Raw genomic sequence first — 15,689 nt, 5'->3', positions numbered from 1 at the left:
GGTCGCCGCTTTCGACATATGACATCTGTCGAAAGCGGCTGGCCAGAGGGATGCAAGCGCCCCACTCGCGCGGGTGCGCGACGTGAACGAAGCACGCGGAAAAGCGTCCCCCGCAAGGGGATGATCTGTTCAAAGCTGTGAAGAAATGTGGTCGGGGAAAGAGGATTCGAACCTCCGGCCCCTGCCTCCCGAAGACAGTGCTCTACCAGGCTGAGCTATTCCCCGACCGATGCCGACGCCGCCGTGAAGCGACCCCGTAAGGCAGGCCGCAGCCTATAGAGACGGGTTTTCGGGCTGGCAAGCGGCGAGCGACGCTTTTTTTACGGGGCGGAGCGATGCCCCGATGCGCTAAAGCCTGCGGATCATAGATTCGATTCCGACAGGACCAGCGCCTTGCCCGACACGCCCCATTATGAGCAGCAATATCTCGACCTGATGCGGCATATCTGGCGGCATGGCGATGAGCGGATCGACCGTACCGGGGTCGGCACCCGGTCGATCCTGGGCGCGACGATGCGCTTCTCTCTGGCCGACGATGCGGTGCCGCTGCTCACCACCAAGCGGGTCTACTGGAAGGCCGCGGCGCGCGAGATGCTGTGGTTCCTGACCGGCGACACCAATATCCGCGAACTGGTGCGGCAGGGGGTGCATATCTGGACCGATTGGCCGCTCGACGCCTATCGCAAGGCGACGGGAGAGACGATCGACCGGGATGCGTTCGAGGCGCGGATCATCGCGGATGAAGGGTTCGCGCTGGAGTGGGGTGATTTGGGGCCGGTCTATGGCGCGCAATGGGTGAACTGGCCGCGCTACGAACCGGCAGGCGAGGGGCTGTATCGCCGGGCCGAGAAGGGGCACAACCAGATCGCCGCGCTGGTGGAGGCTATCCGGGTGACGCCGGGCTCGCGCCGCTTGTTGTTCACCGGCTGGAACGTCGCCGAAGTGGCGCAGATGGCGCTGCCGCCCTGCCACATGACCTATCAGTTCCAGGTGTCGAACGGGAAGCTCAATGGCCTGTTGTTCCAGCGTAGTTGCGACCTGGGCCTGGGCTTTGCCTTCAACATTTTCGGCCTGTCGATGATCACCCGGATGCTGGCGCAGCAATGCGATCTGGAGCCGGGCGAGGTGGTCTGGCAGGGGGGCGATGTGCATCTCTATCTGAACCATGCTGCGCTGGTGGAGGAGCAGATGAGTCGCGTGCCTTCGGGCGCGCCGAAATTGCGGATCAAAAACCGGCCCTCATCCATTTTCGACTATGCCATCGAGGATTTCGAGGTGGTCGATTATGCGCCGCAATCCCACATTTCCGCGCCCGTCGCCGTGTGAAGCGGACAGCGAGGCGGACATAGGTTTGAGAAAAATTGGGTAAGGGAGGCTTGCCTTTCTTGGTGTTGTAATTTAATATCCAAGCCAAGCAATATTATTGCAACGCAGCATAGGAGGCAGGATGACCGATCCTCATGATATAGGCGAACCGGGGCGCAACCTGCCCCCGCTGCGCCTGCATGTGCCAGAGCCGCCAGCCCGGCCGGGCGAGAGCGCCGACTTCACCCATTTCGACATTCCCGCCGCCGACGCCGCGCCCCGCCCGGACGAAGCGGCGCAGCCCGCGACCATGCGCGACATGGCCTATGGGCTGGTGCGCGTGCTGGACGAAGAGGGTGCGGCCGTGGGGGCGTGGAACCCCAAGCTGCCGCCCGAAACGCTGCTGCGGATGCTGCGCGCGATGGCGCTGACCCGCGCGTTCGATGCGCGGATGTTCCGCGCCCAGCGGCAGGGCAAGACCAGCTTCTATATGAAGTCGACCGGCGAGGAGGCGGTGTCGATCGGCGCGGCGCTGGCGCTGTCACGCGACGACATGTGTTTTCCAAGCTATCGCCAGCAGGGCATATTGATCGCGCGCGACTGGCCCATCATCGACATGATGAACCAGATTTATTCCAACAAGGGCGACAGGCTGAAGGGCCGCCAGTTGCCGATCATGTATTCGGCGCGCGAGGCGGGCTTCTTTTCCATTTCCGGCAATTTGACCACCCAATATCCGCAGGCGGTCGGCTGGGCGATGGCGAGCGCGGCGCGGGGCGACACGCGCATTGCGGCGACCTGGTGCGGGGAGGGATCGACGGCGGAGGGCGATTTCCATTCGGCCTGCACCTTCGCCAGCGTCTATCGCGCGCCGGTGATCCTGAATGTCGTTAATAATCAATGGGCTATAAGCAGTTTTTCAGGTTTTGCGGGAGCGGAGTCGACGACCTTCGCGGCGCGCGCGATCGGCTATGGCATTGCCGGCCTGCGGGTGGATGGCAATGATGTGCTGGCGGTCTATGCCGCGACGCGCTGGGCCGCCGACCGGGCGCGCGCCAATGCCGGGCCGACGCTGATCGAACATTTCACCTATCGCGTCGAAGGGCATAGCACGTCGGACGATCCGACCGCTTATCGTTCGGCCGAGGAAAGCAGCCTGTGGCCGCTGGGCGACCCAATCGCGCGGTTGAAGCAGCATTGCATTGGCTTGGGCATCTGGGACGAGGAACGGCACGCCGCGATGGACAAGGAACTGGCCGAATATGTCCGCGACGCCGCGCGCGAAGCGGAGAAGAACGGCATTCTTGGCCACGGTCTGCACCATCATCCGATGGAGTCGATGTTCGAGGATGTGTTCGAGGAAATGCCCCGGCATTTGAAGGAACAGCAGCAACAGATGCTGGACGAATGGAAGGCGGCGGGGTTGTGATGGCGCACCATCTTCCCCTCTCCCCGGCGGGGAGAGGATATCGTAGCTTGGCGGCTTGCCGCCTAGCGAAGGTTGGAGAGGGGGCTATGCTTTCGCCTTTCATCGCCGCCGTTCACCCTCTCCCAGCTTCGACTAGGCGGCAGAGCCGCCAAGTCTGCGCAACCCTCTCCCTCAAGGGAGAGGGAAGGAAGTCCCATGACTGACACATCAGATATACAACAAATGACCATGATCCAGGCGATCAACAGCGCCATGGACGTGATGATGGAGCGCGACCCGACCGTTGTGGTGATGGGCGAGGATGTCGGCTTTTTCGGTGGGGTGTTTCGCGCCACGGCGGGTTTGCAGGATAAATATGGCAAGAACCGCGTGTTCGACACGCCGATCACCGAATGCGGGATCATCGGCGTGGCGGTGGGGATGGGCGCCTATGGCCTGCGTCCGGTGCCGGAAATCCAGTTTGCCGACTATATCTATCCCGCGCTCGACCAGCTGGTGTCGGAAGCGGCGCGGTTGCGTTATCGGTCGGCGGGGGAGTTCATTGCGCCGATGACGGTGCGGTCGCCGTTCGGCGGCGGCATTTTCGGCGGCCAGACGCATAGCCAAAGCCCCGAAGGCATCTTCACCCATTGTTCGGGAATCAAGACGGTGATCCCGTCCACCCCCTATGATGCCAAGGGGCTGTTGATCGCGGCGATCGAGGATAATGATCCGACGCTCTTTTTCGAGCCCAAGCGCATCTATAACGGCCCGTTCGATGGCCATTATGATACGCCGGCGAAAAGCTGGGCCGGGCATCCCGATGCACAGGTGCCGACCGGCTATTATCGCATTCCGCTCGGCACCGCGCGCATCGTGCGGCCGGGCGAGGCGCTGACCATCCTCTGCTATGGCACGATGGTCCATGTCGTCGAAGATACGGTCAAGGCGATGGGTATCGACGCGGATATCGTCGACCTGCGCAGCCTGATCCCGCTCGACATCGACACGATCGAGGCGTCGGTGAAGAAGACGGGTCGCTGCCTGATCGTTCATGAGGCGACGCGCACCAGCGGCTTTGGCGCGGAATTGCTGGCCCAGGTGCAGGAGCGTTGCTTCTATCATCTCGAAGCGCCGATCGAGCGCGTCACCGGCTTCGACACGCCCTATCCGCACAGTCTGGAATGGGCCTATTTCCCCGGCCCGGTGCGTATCCGCGAAGCCATTACCAAGATCATGAAGGACTAAGCCTTCACCCAGCTTCCGTTCGTTTCGAGCGAAGTCGAGGAACGGAAGCGCAGTTTCAAGTCAAGTGTCTCGACTTTGCTCGACACGAACGGAGCTTTTTATGGCCCTTTTTACATTCAAGCTGCCGGATATCGGCGAAGGCATTTCGGAAGCCGAGATTGTCGGCTGGCATGTCGCGGTCGGTGATCGGGTCGAGGAAGACCAGCCGATCGCCGACATGATGACCGACAAGGCGACGGTCGAGATGGAAAGCCCGGTGGCGGGCATCGTCGTCCGCCTGGCGGGCGAGCCGGGCGACCAGATCCCGATCGGCGCGATGCTGGTGGAGATCGAGGTCGAGGGCGACGAGGTGGCTGCGCCGCCGCCGCCTTCGGTGGAAGTGATCGAGGCGGAGACGGTGGGGGCCGACGATATCCTCCCCGATACGGGGAGGGGGACCGCCGACGCAGTCGGTGGTGGAGGGGGTGCGCCCCTTGCGGTGCCCGCCGAAACGACCTCCCAGCCATCGAAGGCAGAGCAAGAGGCCAGCCCCCTCCACCAGCCTGCGGCTGGTCCCCCTCCCCGTGCCGGGGAGGAAATGGTGCTCGCCTCCCCCGCCGTGCGCGCCCGCGCGAAGGATCTGGGGATCGACCTGGCGCAGGTGAAGGCGAGTGGCGAGCATGTTCGTCATGCCGATCTCGATGCGTTCCTGCTGTACGGCGAAGGGCAAGGCTATCGCCCGGCGGGGCGGTCCGCCACGCGGCCGGACGAGCAGATCAAGGTCATTGGCATGCGCCGCCGCATCGCCGAGAATATGGCGGCGTCCAAGCGCCATATTCCCCACTTCACCTATGTCGAGGAAATTGACGTCACCGCGCTGGAAGAGTTGCGCGCGCAGTTGAATGACGGGCGGGGGGATCGGCCCAAGCTCACCATGTTGCCGCTGTTGATCGTCGCTTTGTGCAAGGCGCTGCCTGATTTTCCGATGCTCAATGCTCGTTATGATGACGAAGCGGGCGTGGTGACGCGCCATGGGGCGGTGCATCTGGGCCTCGCGACGCAGACCGATGCCGGGCTGATGGTGCCGGTGATCCGCGATGCGCAGAATCGCAATGTGTGGCAGCTTGCGACGGAAATCCGCCGCCTTGCGGACGCTGCGCGCACCGGCAAGGCGAAGTCGGAGGAATTGTCCGGCTCCACGCTGACGCTGACATCGTTGGGGCCGTTGGGCGGCATCGCCACGACGCCGGTCATCAACCGGCCCGAAGTCGCGATCATCGGTCCCAACCGGGTGATCGAACGGCCCATGTTTAGGGGCAAGGAGATCGTCGCGGCGAAGCTGATGAACCTGTCGATCAGTTGCGATCATCGCGTGGTCGATGGCTTCGACGCGGCAAGCTTCGTCCAGGCGGTGCGCAAGCTGCTGGAAGCGCCCGCTTTCCTGTTCGTGGATTGATAAAAAGGCAGGGTGCCTATTTCGTCATGACGACGATGGCACCCTGTTTCAGGTCAGGCTCGAACAGAAGCTTCAGCACCCGCTTGGTCATGCGCCAGCGCCGTGCGCTCAGTCGCCGGTTCGGGTAACTTCGCGGCGTGTAGAAAATATCCTGCAGGACATGGGGCATCGGCAGTACGCGAAAGCCGGTGAAGCCTGCTTCCCGGCCGCGCGCCATGATGAGATGCGGCGGCATGTCGCGCTCATTGACCCCATATCGTTCCATGGCCTCGATCGACCCTGGCGCTATGCTATGCCCTTCGCCCGGTTCATGGGTGATGAGCATCCCGCCTGGCTTCAAGGCGCGATAGGCGCTGCGGATCGCCAGCGCTTCGTCGTCGGCATGATGGAGTGCATCGAAAAAGATCGCCGCATCAAACTGACCATCCAGATCGAGATTTTCAAAGTCGCTGCAAATAAAGGTCGTGCGGTCCGTGACGCCGTTGACCCGCGCATTCTCCTGCGCCAGCGTAATCATGTCAGGGGCGATATCCTGCCCGGTGACGGTGTATCCGGCGCGCGCGAAGAACTGGCTTGTCCATCCTCCACCGCAGCCCATGTCCAAGATATGGGCGGGCGGCGAAGGCAGCAGGCCCATGATGAAACCGATGGATGCCAGTTCCAGTCCGCAATAGGGATCGGAAAAGGGCTTATGCAGCGAGTGATGAGCGCCATCCTCCCCGATATTGGCAAGATAGGCGCGCTCTGCATCTTTGGGCATCAGAGGGGTCTCCGGTTAGGCCGTCGGCCCTAACCCGTCGCCTTGCCTGGCTCAAGCGCTGTTATTGCGTTGCACAATCCGCTCAGCGTATCGTCGCGCGGTAGCTGAGCCGTCCTGTCTGGCCCGGCGGAACGCTGTCGGGGAGGGACCAGCGGACATGGGTGATGTCGGCGGGGACGGCGCGGCGCACACCGCCGAGCGGCGTCGGTAGCCAGAGTTGCGCCATGCGCCCCCATCGCACGCCGCCATCGACGGACACTTGCAGCGTGGGATCGGAGGGATCGAGTTCCACCCCCTTGGGCAGCGGGCGGACGAGCGCATAGTCGCGCAGCGGTTCGCCGCCCTGGTTGCGCCAATGGACCATGACGATCAATTGGTCACCCGGTGCGACGCGATCGGCGCTGGCGAGGATACGCCGGGTGCGGCCGTTGACGTCGGTGCTGACGCGCTCGACGAACATCTGCGTGTCGACCCGCACGGCGGGTTGCGCCTGCGCCGCCTGCGCGCCGATGATGATCGCCAGCGCGCCCAGCGCTGATCCTGTGGCCGTCTTCATGCCAAAGCCCCGTTGTCGCCGTCCCCGATGGCGGACATAGACAGGGCGGCCGAATATTTGGTTAAGGGCCTGATTTTCCTGCACGCACTTTCGCATCGCTTTGCAAATTGACGGCCCGCGACGGGCAGCGCACATCTTGGCGAAACTATTGGCGAATCGGACAAAAGTGACAGTCGGCGAACAACAGGAAATCAACCGCAGGCGCGACCGACTGCTGGCGTCGATCGCGCTGACGGCGGGCATCGGCCTCATCATCGCGCTGCCCTTTGCGTTGCGGGCGGGGGCGGAGTTCTTTCTGCCGCTGACCGCCGCGCTGGTGATCGCGATCGCGCTGGTGCCGTTGCTGGAGTGGATGGAGCGACGCCGATTGCCGTCGGGGCTGGCGGCGTTGCTGGCGCTGATCGGCTTCCTGCTGGTCGCCAATACGGCGCTGGTGCTGATCGTGGTGCCGGCGACCGACTGGTTCCGCATCCTGCCCGAACGATTGCCGCAGATTCAGGCCAATCTCGCGCCGCTGATCGACTTCTATGCGAACCTCCAGCGGTTCGTGGATGAAACCGTGCGGATGCTGGCCACCGGGCCGGTGGCGGCGGCGCAGACGGCGGCGGTCGACACGCCGCGCTCGCTGCTGCAGTTCGCCGCCGCCTCTGCGCCGTCCGCCATCGTCCAGATGGTGTTCGCGCTGCTCATCATCTATTTCTTCCTCGCCGGATGGACGCGCCTGCGTCGCCGCACGATCAACAGCCGCGACAGTTTCGACGGCGCGCTGGCGGTCGCGCGGGTGATCCAGAATGTGGTCGATGCGACGTCGGCCTATGTCATCACCATCGCGACGATCAATCTGGGGCTGGGGCTGGCGATCGCCGTCTCGCTGTGGCTGATCGGGATGCCGTCGCCCTGGATGTGGGGTGGCATCGTCGCGTTGCTGAACTTCATTCCCTATTTCGGGCCGATGCTGGCCGCGGTGCTGCTGGGGCTGGGTGGCCTGATGGTGTTTGACGATATCTGGGTGGCGCTGTTGCCTGCCGCCTTGCAGGTGGGCTTTCACATGGTCGAGGCCAATGTGGTGACGCCGACCGTGCTGGGGCGGCGGTTGACGATGAATCCGTTGCTGATCCTGGTGTCGCTGGCCTTTTGGGGCTGGGTCTGGGGGACGCCCGGCGCGTTGCTCGGCGTGCCGTTGCTCATCATCATCCAGACCGTGGTGCAGGCAGCGGGAACGCCCGATATCGCCGGTTTCCTGTTCGAGCAGGGGACGTTGACGGTCGCGCCGCGCAAAGAAAATGACGAGAATGCGAAAACAGCCGAAACGGACGGTTGACAGTTTTGGCGCGCGCCCATAGACGGCGCTTCCACACCGAACGCGGGTGTAGCTCAGTTGGTTAGAGTGCCGGCCTGTCACGCCGGAGGTCGCGGGTTCGAGCCCCGTCACTCGCGCCACTTTCCTTGACCGGAAGGTGGAAAGGTTCCCGGATCAGCATCGTCTGGCGAACTTGGTGTGGAAATAGATGTCACCCTGCGCGGGTGTAGCTCAGTTGGTTAGAGTGCCGGCCTGTCACGCCGGAGGTCGCGGGTTCGAGCCCCGTCACTCGCGCCACTTGCCTGTCGATACAGGAAGTGACGCAGACCGCGCAGAGGAACGGGCCGACGCCATTGACACCGGCCCCGATTCCTTAGCTTTACAGATTGTCGCCGACGATGGCGGGGGCCAGCGGTTCCTTGGCCAGCCAGCGATAGGTGCCGCCTGCGACCAGAGCGCCGATCATCGGTGCCAGCCAGAACAGCCATAATTGCTGCATCGCCAGCCCGCCGACCAGCAGGGCCGGACCCGTGCTGCGCGCCGGATTGACCGATGTGTTGGTTACCGGAATGCTGATCAGGTGGATGAGGGTCAATGACAGCCCGATCGCGATTGGCGCAAATCCTGCGGGCGCACGGCTGTCGGTCGATCCCAGGATCACCATCAGGAAGCCGAAGGTCAGCACGACTTCGATCAGCAGCCCGGCCGACGGCGCATAGCCACCAGGCGATTGGCTGCCATAGCCATTCACCGCCAGCCCGGTGTCGGTCAGTGCATAGCCCGGCTGACCGCTGGCGATATAGAGCAGCACTGCCGCCGCGATCACTGCACCCACCAGTTGCGCGACGATATAGGGCGCGATGTCGCGCACTGGAAAGCGCCCGCCCGCCCACAGCCCCACCGTGACGGCCGGATTGAGATGGCACCCCGAAATATGGCCGACCGAATAGGCCATGGTCAGCACGGTGAGGCCAAAGGCCAGGCTGACGCCCAGCAGGCCGATCCCGACGTCGGGAAAGCCCGCCGCCAGCACGGCGCTGCCGCATCCGCCGAAGACCAGCCAAAATGTACCAAATGTTTCGGCGAAGAGCCGTTTGCTCAAGGGAACCATCGCTTCCTCCTGTCAGCCTGTGCAATCGCCACCGGATTGCAGACTTGCCGTGGCGGGGTGGCACCACCCGGCAAAGTCGAGAACGGAGTCCGTAGGTGAGGGCGCGAGTCGCATCGGGCGAGCATCTGCAATGCTGATGGCCGGTTCATGGACATGGCTTGCCTCCCGTCATCGGTAAGCGCTCACGGCCCCATAGTCGGGGTTTTCCGTTACGGTTACTCAACGGTTAGCGATAAGGATAAACAAAGGCTATGTCACGGGCTATCCGCGACGCCAGCGCCCCGTTTCCATCCAGGCCAGCAGGCGCTTGAGGGGCAAAATCCAGATCCATATCAGGCCAAGGAAGATATAGACCGGCACCTGTGCCCACATGGGCAAAGTGCCTATCTGGCCCGACAGGCTGCCCACCAGCACCGCCCACAGCGCGATCAGCCCGACGATCGCCAGCATCCCCACAGGCTTGCGCCAGCTGGGCTGATGATAATGGCGCGGGTCGATGCTCATGCGTCCGGTCCTTCGATCAGTTCGGCTTCGGTCAGGATGATGTCGAGCGGCAAGTCCCACGGGTCGGCGGGGACATCGTCCAGTTCCTGCGCCGACCAGGCCAGGCCGATGCGCAGCGCGTCGGGAAAACGGGCGAAGGCGCGATCATAATAGCCGCCGCCCTGGCCCAGCCGGTTGAGCGCGCGGTCGAACCCCACCAGCGGCGCGATGATTGCGTCGGGCGTCACGGGACCATCGCCGGGTTCGGGATGGCTGGTGCGGAACGGGCCGGGGATGAGCGGGGCGTCGGGCGTCCACGCTAGGAAATCCATCGACCCCAGCCGGTCCAGCACGCGCGGCAGCGCCACCCGCTTGCCCATCGCGATCAAGGGCGCGGCCAGCCGCTGCGCCGGGGCTTCGTCGTCCAGCCCCATATAGAGGGCGACGGTGCGGGCATCGGCGAGACGCCGGGCGAGCGGGGAGGGCAGCACCTTGAACGCCAGCCGGTGGGCCAACGGATCGAGCGTAGCGACGAAGGCGCGCCGCTGATCGCGCGCGAGGACGCGCAGGTCGGCTTTGTCGGCGCTGTCGCTATTCACTCAATTGTCTGCCTGGTCATTGCGGTGTTCCCGTGCGTCAAACGATCCTCCCCCTGTGGGGGAGGTGGATGGCCGTAGGGGTGTCACCCTCTCGATAGGGTGACACCCCTCCGTCAGGGCTTCGCCCTGCCACCTCCCCTGCGAGGGGAGGATGGGCATGTATCGGATAGGTTAGGGGCATCATCACCCAATCATTGAGCGCGTTTGGCAGGGGTGACGGGACCACCTTGGCCGTGTGCTGGAAGATCCTCTGACGCCTCAACGTCAGGTGGGGACCATGTAGATCGGGCCGGAACCCGCCCAGGGACAGCCCCCTAGGATGTGCTTATCGCCTCAGGGATGTTCGCTAAAGCTCGTACCAGGCAGTACCCGTCATCCCCAATCTAGGCGTCCGCGTGCGGCGCGGCAAGTCTCTCGCGCAGCTTTTCTATCCGGGCCGCCAGTGCCTCGACCGCTTGCGCCGCATCGTCATCCTGCGTTTCCAGCGCCAGTTTCTCCTGCCGTCCCGTGACCTCGCGGCGCAGGTCGGTCACCTCGTCGGCCAGGAAGAGGGCGGCGAAGAGCAGGTTGCGCACTTCGGTCATGCCCGACATGCCCTGCTGTGCGGCGCGGGCCTTGCCATCGATCATCGCGGCAAGCTGCGCCAGATGCGCTTCCTCGCCATCGCGGCAGCGTATGTCATACTGACGCCCGGCAATGTGCAGCGTGGTTTCAGCCATGGGCCTTGGCCTTCAGATCATCAATCAACTGATCGAGCGAGCGCAAGGCTTCGCGGGCGGCGGGCAGGTCGATTTGCGGGGTGTCCGGCGGCGCAGGGGGCGGGATGGCCGCGACGAAATGGGTCACATCCTGTTCCAGCCGACCGATCGCCCGCTCCAGCGTGCCGATCGCCAGCATCATGCGCTCGCTTGCCATGGCCCAAGCATAGCTCGATTCGCGCGCCTACAAAAGCGGTCTTTGGGCCTAAGCGACGGGCATTGCGCCCCGCTATGGTTGACGCATGGGGCTTGACGCGACAAAGGAAGCGCGATCTCGACTCGTTCGCCCGCCCGCAAACGATCCGCCCTATTCGTTCAGGAAAGACGCCCGCCCATAATGACCGTCACCGAAAAGTCGCTCGCCAACGCCATTCGCGCGCTTTCCATGGACGCGGTGCAGGCCGCCAATAGCGGCCATCCAGGGATGCCGATGGGGATGGCCGATGTCGCGACGGTGTTGTTCAGCGACTATCTGAAGTTCGATCCGACCCAGCCGAAATGGGCCGACCGCGACAGGTTCGTCCTGTCGGCCGGCCATGGCTCGATGCTGATCTACAGCCTGCTGCACCTGACCGGCTATGCGCGGCCGACGATCGAGGACATCGCCAATTTTCGCCAGTTGCACAGCCCCTGCGCTGGCCATCCTGAGAATTTCGAGCTGGCGGGCGTGGAAGCGACCACTGGCCCGCTGGGTTCCGGCCTTGCCACCGCCGTTGGCATGGCAATCGCCGAGCGGCATTTGAACGCGCAGTTCGGTGACGATCTGGTCGATCACCGGACCTGGGTGATTGCGGGCGACGGTTGCCTGATGGAAGGCATCAACCATGAGGCGATCGGCCTGGCCGGGCACCTGAACCTTGGCCGCCTGATCGTGTTGTGGGACGACAATAAGATCACCATCGACGGCGCGGTCGATCTGTCGAGCAGCGAAGATGTGCGCGCGCGCTATGTCGCCACTGGCTGGCATGTCGTGTCGTGCGATGGCCATGATGTCGCCGATGTGCGCCGGGCGCTGGCCGAAGCGATCGCCGATCCGCGGCCTTCGCTCGTCGCCTGCGCGACCAAGATCGGCTATGGTTCGCCCAACAAGGCGGGCACGTCGGGCGTCCATGGTTCGGCGCTGGGCACGGACGAAGTCGCGGCCGCCCGCGAATTTCTGGGCTGGACTGCCGAACCTTTCGTCATCCCCGAAGACATTGCCGCTGCCTGGGAGGCGATCGGCGCCAAGGGCGGCGACGCGCGCACCGCATGGGAAGCCCGCCTCGCAAGTGACGAGAAGGGCGGCGAATTTGTGCGTCGCATGGGCGGCGAGCTGCCCGCCGACTTCTCGCTCGACGCCTATATCGATAGCCTGATCGCCGCGCCGCAGAAGGTCGCGACGCGCAAGGCGAGCGAATTGGCGCTGGGCGCGATCAACGACCTGCTGCCCGAAACGCTGGGTGGTTCGGCGGACCTGACCGGCTCCAACAATACCAAGACCAAGTCGACCGGCCCGCTGACCAAGGATGATTATTCGGGCCGCTATGTCTATTATGGCATCCGCGAATTCGGCATGGCCTGCGCGATGAACGGCATGGCGCTGCATGGCGGCGTGATCCCCTATGGCGGCACCTTCCTCGTCTTTTCCGACTATATGCGTGGCGGCATTCGCCTCGCCGCGCTGCAGCAGCAGCGGGTGATCCATGTGCTGACCCATGACAGCATCGGCCTGGGTGAAGATGGCCCGACCCATCAGCCGATCGAGCATGTCATGTCGCTGCGCATGATCCCGAACCTGGACGTTTATCGCCCGGCCGACATCGTCGAGACGGCGGAATGCTGGGAACTGGCGCTCAAGGACGCGACCGGCCCGTCGGTGCTGGCGCTGACCCGCCAGAATCTGCCGCAGTTGCGCACCGAAAAGAGCGAGAATCTCTGCGCCAAGGGTGCCTATCGCCTGCGCGCCGCGACCGGCGATCGCCGCGTGGTGATCATGGCCACGGGGTCGGAAGTCGAGATCGCGGTCGATACCGCCAAGCTGCTGGAAGAGCAGGGCATCGGCGCCGACGTCGTGTCGATGCCGAGCTGGGCGCATTTCGAGGCGCAGCCGCAATCCTATAAGGATGAGGTGCTGCCCTATGACGTGCTGCGCGTGTCGATCGAGGCGGGGACGACCTTTGGCTGGGAACGGCATACCGGCATTGGCGGCCTGCGCTTTGGCATCGACAGTTTCGGGGCGTCCGCGCCGGCCGAGGCACTCTATGACCATTTCGGCCTGACCGCCGTGAAGATCGCGCCGCAGATCGTGGCCGCGCTCGACAACTGATCGACAATCAACACCTTAAGGGAGGCTAGTGCAGTGGCAACGAAGGTAGCAATTAACGGTTTTGGACGTATCGGCCGCCTGGTGGCGCGCGCCATCCTCTCGCGCACCGACCATGACCTGGAACTGGTCAGCATCAACGATCTGGGCGATGCCAAGGCGAACGCCCTGCTGTTCAAGCGCGATTCGGTGCATGGCAATTGGCAGGGTGATGTTAGCGTTGATGGCGACTTCCTGGTCATCGACGGCAAGCGCATCGCCGTCACCGCCGAACGCGACCCCGCCAACCTGCCCCACGCCGCGCAGGGTGTGGAAATCGCGCTGGAATGCACTGGCATTTTCGCCGACAAGGGCAAGGCCAGCGCCCACCTGACCGCCGGTGCCAAGCGCGTCATCATTTCGGCGCCCGCGACCGGCGTGGACAAGACGATCGTATTTGGCGTCAACCATGACGCGCTGACCGCCGACGATATCGTGATTTCGAACGCCAGCTGCACCACCAACTGCCTGGCCCCGCTCGCCAAGGTGCTGCACGATGCGATCGGCATCGAGCGTGGTTTCATGACGACGATCCACAGCTATACCAACGACCAGAACACGCTGGACCAGATCCACAAGGATATGCGCCGCGCCCGCGCCGCTGCCCTGTCGATGATCCCGACGACCACTGGCGCCGCGCGCGCCGTGGGTGAGGTTATGCCTGAGCTGAAAGGCAAGCTGGATGGCTCGTCGGTTCGCGTGCCGACCCCGAACGTGTCGGTGGTGGATTTGAAGTTCGACGCCAAGCGCGCGACCAGCGTCGAGGAAGTCAATGCTCTGCTCAAGGCCGCTTCGGAAGCCGGACCGCTCAAGGGCGTGCTGGGCTATTCCGACGAACCATTGGTCTCGATCGACTATAATGGCGACCCGCGCAGCTCGACCGTCGATAGCCTGGAAACCGCCGTCATCGACGGCACGCTGGTCCGTGTGCTGAGCTGGTACGACAATGAATGGGGCTTCTCCAACCGCATGATCGACACCAGCGGCGTGGTGGCGAAGTTCCTGTAAGATACAGAACGGACTAACCTCCGTTCGCCCTGAGCCTGTCGAAGGGGCCTTCCTTCTCAGAAGAAAGAGGCTTCGACAGGCTCAGCCCGAACGGATTGGGAATATAGGAAAACCTGAATGACCAAGCCGTTCAAGACACTCGACGATATGGGCGACATCAGCGGCAAGGCCGTGCTGGTGCGCGAAGACCTCAACGTGCCGATGCACGAAGGGTCGGTCAGCGACGATACCCGCCTGCGCTCGGCGATGCCGACCGTGCTGGAACTGGCCGATCGCGGCGCGAAGGTGCTGATCCTCGCCCATTTCGGCCGTCCCAAGGGCCAGAAGAACCCCGAATTTTCGCTGTCGAAGATCACCCGCCCCTTGAGCCAGGTGCTGGGCCGCGAAGTGCAGTTCATCCCTGATTGCGCCGGTCAGGCGGCGATCGATGGCATTGCGGTGATGCGCCCCGGCGACATTGCGATCCTGGAAAATACCCGCTTCCATGCGGGCGAGGAAAAGAACGACCCGGCGTTGGTCGATGCGATGGCGGCAATTGCTGACCTGTATGTCAACGACGCCTTCTCCGCCGCGCATCGCGCCCATGCCTCGACCGAGGGCATCGCCCACAAACTGCCCGCCTTTGCCGGCCGCGCGATGGAGCGTGAACTCGATGCGTTGCAGGCGGCGCTCGGCGCCCCGGCCAAGCCGGTCGCAGCGGTCGTGGGCGGGGCCAAGGTCTCGACCAAGCTCGATGTGCTGAACCATCTCGTCACCAAGGTCGATCATCTGATCATCGGCGGCGGCATGGCCAATACTTTCCTGCACGCGCGCGGGGTCGATGTCGGCAAGTCGCTGTGCGAGAAGGATCTGGCCGACACGGCGGAGGCCATTTTCGACAAGGCGGAAGCGGCCGGTTGCACCATCCATCTGCCCTATGATGTGGTGGTGGCGAAGGAATTTGCCGCCAATCCGCCATCGGTGCGGACGTGCAACGTGCATGAAGTCGCTGAGGACGAGATGATCCTCGACGTCGGCCCGGCCGCTGTAGAGGCGCTGGCCGATGTGCTGAAGAATTGCCGGACCTTGGTGTGGAACGGCCCGCTCGGCGCGTTCGAGATCGCGCCGTTCGACACCGCCACGGTCGCGCTGGCGCGGACGGCGGCGGCACTGACCAAGGAAGGTCAGTTGACCTCGGTCGCGGGCGGCGGCGATACCGTTGCCGCGCTCAACCATGCGGGCGTCGCGGCCGACTTCACCTTCGTGTCGACGGCGGGCGGCGCTTTCCTGGAATGGATGGAAGGTAAGGACTTGCCCGGCGTCAAGGCGCTGATGGCCTGAAGGTTCGCCAATGGTTCGCGCCGCCAGGGAGAGGGCGGGCGCTGACCGAAAAATGAC

General features: G+C 63.9%; 15 protein-coding genes and 3 tRNA genes. 10 read left to right on the top strand and 8 right to left on the bottom strand.

The window, feature by feature from the left end; all coding sequences use genetic code 11:
- Positions 1-148 precede the first annotated feature (148 nt).
- Positions 149-225 (bottom strand) — tRNA-Pro (locus J2W40_RS03950).
- A 168-nt stretch (positions 226-393) separates the two neighbouring features.
- On the opposite strand from J2W40_RS03950, the gene thyA reads away from it, so the two are divergent.
- The 4 genes from thyA (at position 394) to J2W40_RS03930 (ending at position 5,396) form a co-directional block, all read left to right on the top strand.
- Entirely contained in the window at positions 394-1,326 is a 933-nt protein-coding gene (gene thyA / locus J2W40_RS03945) for a thymidylate synthase (protein WP_310222086.1), read from the top strand.
- 121 nt (positions 1,327-1,447) lie between these two features.
- Positions 1,448-2,734 (top strand): 3-methyl-2-oxobutanoate dehydrogenase (2-methylpropanoyl-transferring) subunit alpha, encoded by a 1,287-nt coding sequence (locus J2W40_RS03940; protein WP_310222085.1) that lies wholly within the window; start codon positions 1,448-1,450, stop codon positions 2,732-2,734.
- Positions 2,735-2,956: 222 nt separating this feature from the next.
- Positions 2,957-3,961, top strand: a complete 1,005-nt coding sequence (locus J2W40_RS03935) for an alpha-ketoacid dehydrogenase subunit beta (RefSeq protein WP_310222224.1) — start codon at positions 2,957-2,959, stop codon at positions 3,959-3,961.
- Positions 3,962-4,061: 100 nt separating this feature from the next.
- Positions 4,062-5,396 carry a dihydrolipoamide acetyltransferase family protein gene (locus J2W40_RS03930; RefSeq protein ID WP_310222084.1) on the top strand — a complete coding sequence of 445 codons (1,335 nt, stop codon included), beginning with the start codon at positions 4,062-4,064 and terminating at the stop codon, positions 5,394-5,396.
- A gap of 16 nt (positions 5,397-5,412) precedes the next feature.
- Here J2W40_RS03930 and J2W40_RS03925 read toward each other — a convergent pair whose 3' ends face one another.
- Positions 5,413-6,156 (bottom strand): class I SAM-dependent methyltransferase, encoded by a 744-nt coding sequence (locus tag J2W40_RS03925; RefSeq protein WP_310222083.1) that lies wholly within the window; start codon positions 6,154-6,156, stop codon positions 5,413-5,415.
- A gap of 82 nt (positions 6,157-6,238) precedes the next feature.
- On the bottom strand, positions 6,239-6,712 hold the full coding sequence (locus J2W40_RS03920) for a hypothetical protein (protein WP_310222082.1): 474 nt from the start codon (positions 6,710-6,712) through the stop codon (positions 6,239-6,241).
- A gap of 166 nt (positions 6,713-6,878) precedes the next feature.
- On the opposite strand from J2W40_RS03920, the gene J2W40_RS03915 reads away from it, so the two are divergent.
- From J2W40_RS03915 to J2W40_RS03905, 3 genes are all read left to right on the top strand, one after another.
- Entirely contained in the window at positions 6,879-8,033 is a 1,155-nt protein-coding gene (locus J2W40_RS03915; RefSeq protein WP_310222081.1) for an AI-2E family transporter, read from the top strand.
- Between the two features lie 42 nt (positions 8,034-8,075).
- Positions 8,076-8,152, top strand: a tRNA-Asp gene (locus tag J2W40_RS03910).
- Positions 8,153-8,232: 80 nt separating this feature from the next.
- Positions 8,233-8,309: transfer RNA gene (locus J2W40_RS03905), tRNA-Asp, on the top strand.
- Positions 8,310-8,391: 82 nt separating this feature from the next.
- Here the strand turns inward: J2W40_RS03905 and aqpZ are convergent.
- From aqpZ to J2W40_RS03880, 5 genes are all read right to left on the bottom strand, one after another.
- Positions 8,392-9,123 (bottom strand): aquaporin Z, encoded by a 732-nt coding sequence (gene aqpZ / locus J2W40_RS03900; protein ID WP_310222080.1) that lies wholly within the window; start codon positions 9,121-9,123, stop codon positions 8,392-8,394.
- 261 nt (positions 9,124-9,384) lie between these two features.
- Positions 9,385-9,627 (bottom strand): DUF2842 domain-containing protein, encoded by a 243-nt coding sequence (locus J2W40_RS03895; protein WP_310222079.1) that lies wholly within the window; start codon positions 9,625-9,627, stop codon positions 9,385-9,387.
- Positions 9,624-10,205, bottom strand: a complete 582-nt coding sequence (locus J2W40_RS03890) for a 5-formyltetrahydrofolate cyclo-ligase (RefSeq protein WP_310222078.1) — start codon at positions 10,203-10,205, stop codon at positions 9,624-9,626. The genes J2W40_RS03895 and J2W40_RS03890 overlap by 4 nt, the downstream gene beginning before the upstream one ends.
- Positions 10,206-10,588: 383 nt before the next feature.
- Positions 10,589-10,924 (bottom strand): cell division protein ZapA, encoded by a 336-nt coding sequence (locus tag J2W40_RS03885; RefSeq protein WP_310222077.1) that lies wholly within the window; start codon positions 10,922-10,924, stop codon positions 10,589-10,591.
- Positions 10,917-11,120, bottom strand: a complete 204-nt coding sequence (locus J2W40_RS03880) for a hypothetical protein (protein WP_310222076.1) — start codon at positions 11,118-11,120, stop codon at positions 10,917-10,919. The genes J2W40_RS03885 and J2W40_RS03880 overlap by 8 nt, the downstream gene beginning before the upstream one ends.
- Positions 11,121-11,300: 180 nt before the next feature.
- On the opposite strand from J2W40_RS03880, the gene tkt reads away from it, so the two are divergent.
- The 3 genes from tkt (at position 11,301) to J2W40_RS03865 (ending at position 15,632) form a co-directional block, all read left to right on the top strand.
- Positions 11,301-13,268, top strand: coding sequence for a transketolase (tkt, locus tag J2W40_RS03875; RefSeq protein ID WP_310222075.1), 1,968 nt, complete (start codon positions 11,301-11,303; stop codon positions 13,266-13,268).
- A gap of 33 nt (positions 13,269-13,301) precedes the next feature.
- Positions 13,302-14,312: a type I glyceraldehyde-3-phosphate dehydrogenase gene (gene gap, locus J2W40_RS03870; RefSeq protein ID WP_310222074.1), complete on the top strand. Its 1,011-nt coding sequence runs from the start codon at positions 13,302-13,304 to the stop codon at positions 14,310-14,312.
- Positions 14,313-14,429: 117 nt separating this feature from the next.
- Positions 14,430-15,632 carry a phosphoglycerate kinase gene (locus J2W40_RS03865; protein ID WP_310222073.1) on the top strand — a complete coding sequence of 401 codons (1,203 nt, stop codon included), beginning with the start codon at positions 14,430-14,432 and terminating at the stop codon, positions 15,630-15,632.
- The last annotated feature ends 57 nt before the right edge of the window (positions 15,633-15,689 follow it).

This window comes from Sphingobium xenophagum (assembly GCF_031457465.1).
GTDB lineage: Bacteria > Pseudomonadota > Alphaproteobacteria > Sphingomonadales > Sphingomonadaceae > Sphingobium > Sphingobium xenophagum_A.
The sequence above is the reverse complement of the archived record's forward strand: the minus strand, read 5'-3'. Positions and strand labels throughout refer to the sequence as shown.

Excerpts from the sequence above, each read along its gene's own strand:
- J2W40_RS03920 (WP_310222082.1), bottom strand. The coding sequence starts at position 6,712 with ATGAAGACGGCCACAGGATCAGCGCTGGGCGCGCTGGCGATCATCATC.
- J2W40_RS03885 (WP_310222077.1), bottom strand. The coding sequence starts at position 10,924 with ATGGCTGAAACCACGCTGCACATTGCCGGGCGTCAGTATGACATACGC.
- tkt (WP_310222075.1), top strand. The coding sequence starts at position 11,301 with ATGACCGTCACCGAAAAGTCGCTCGCCAACGCCATTCGCGCGCTTTCC.
- J2W40_RS03895 (WP_310222079.1), bottom strand. The coding sequence starts at position 9,627 with ATGAGCATCGACCCGCGCCATTATCATCAGCCCAGCTGGCGCAAGCCT.
- aqpZ (WP_310222080.1), bottom strand. The coding sequence starts at position 9,123 with ATGGTTCCCTTGAGCAAACGGCTCTTCGCCGAAACATTTGGTACATTT.
- J2W40_RS03930 (WP_310222084.1), top strand. The coding sequence starts at position 4,062 with ATGGCCCTTTTTACATTCAAGCTGCCGGATATCGGCGAAGGCATTTCG.
- J2W40_RS03935 (WP_310222224.1), top strand. The coding sequence starts at position 2,957 with ATGACCATGATCCAGGCGATCAACAGCGCCATGGACGTGATGATGGAG.
- J2W40_RS03880 (WP_310222076.1), bottom strand. The coding sequence starts at position 11,120 with ATGGCAAGCGAGCGCATGATGCTGGCGATCGGCACGCTGGAGCGGGCG.
- J2W40_RS03940 (WP_310222085.1), top strand. The coding sequence starts at position 1,448 with ATGACCGATCCTCATGATATAGGCGAACCGGGGCGCAACCTGCCCCCG.
- J2W40_RS03865 (WP_310222073.1), top strand. The coding sequence starts at position 14,430 with ATGACCAAGCCGTTCAAGACACTCGACGATATGGGCGACATCAGCGGC.
- J2W40_RS03925 (WP_310222083.1), bottom strand. The coding sequence starts at position 6,156 with ATGCCCAAAGATGCAGAGCGCGCCTATCTTGCCAATATCGGGGAGGAT.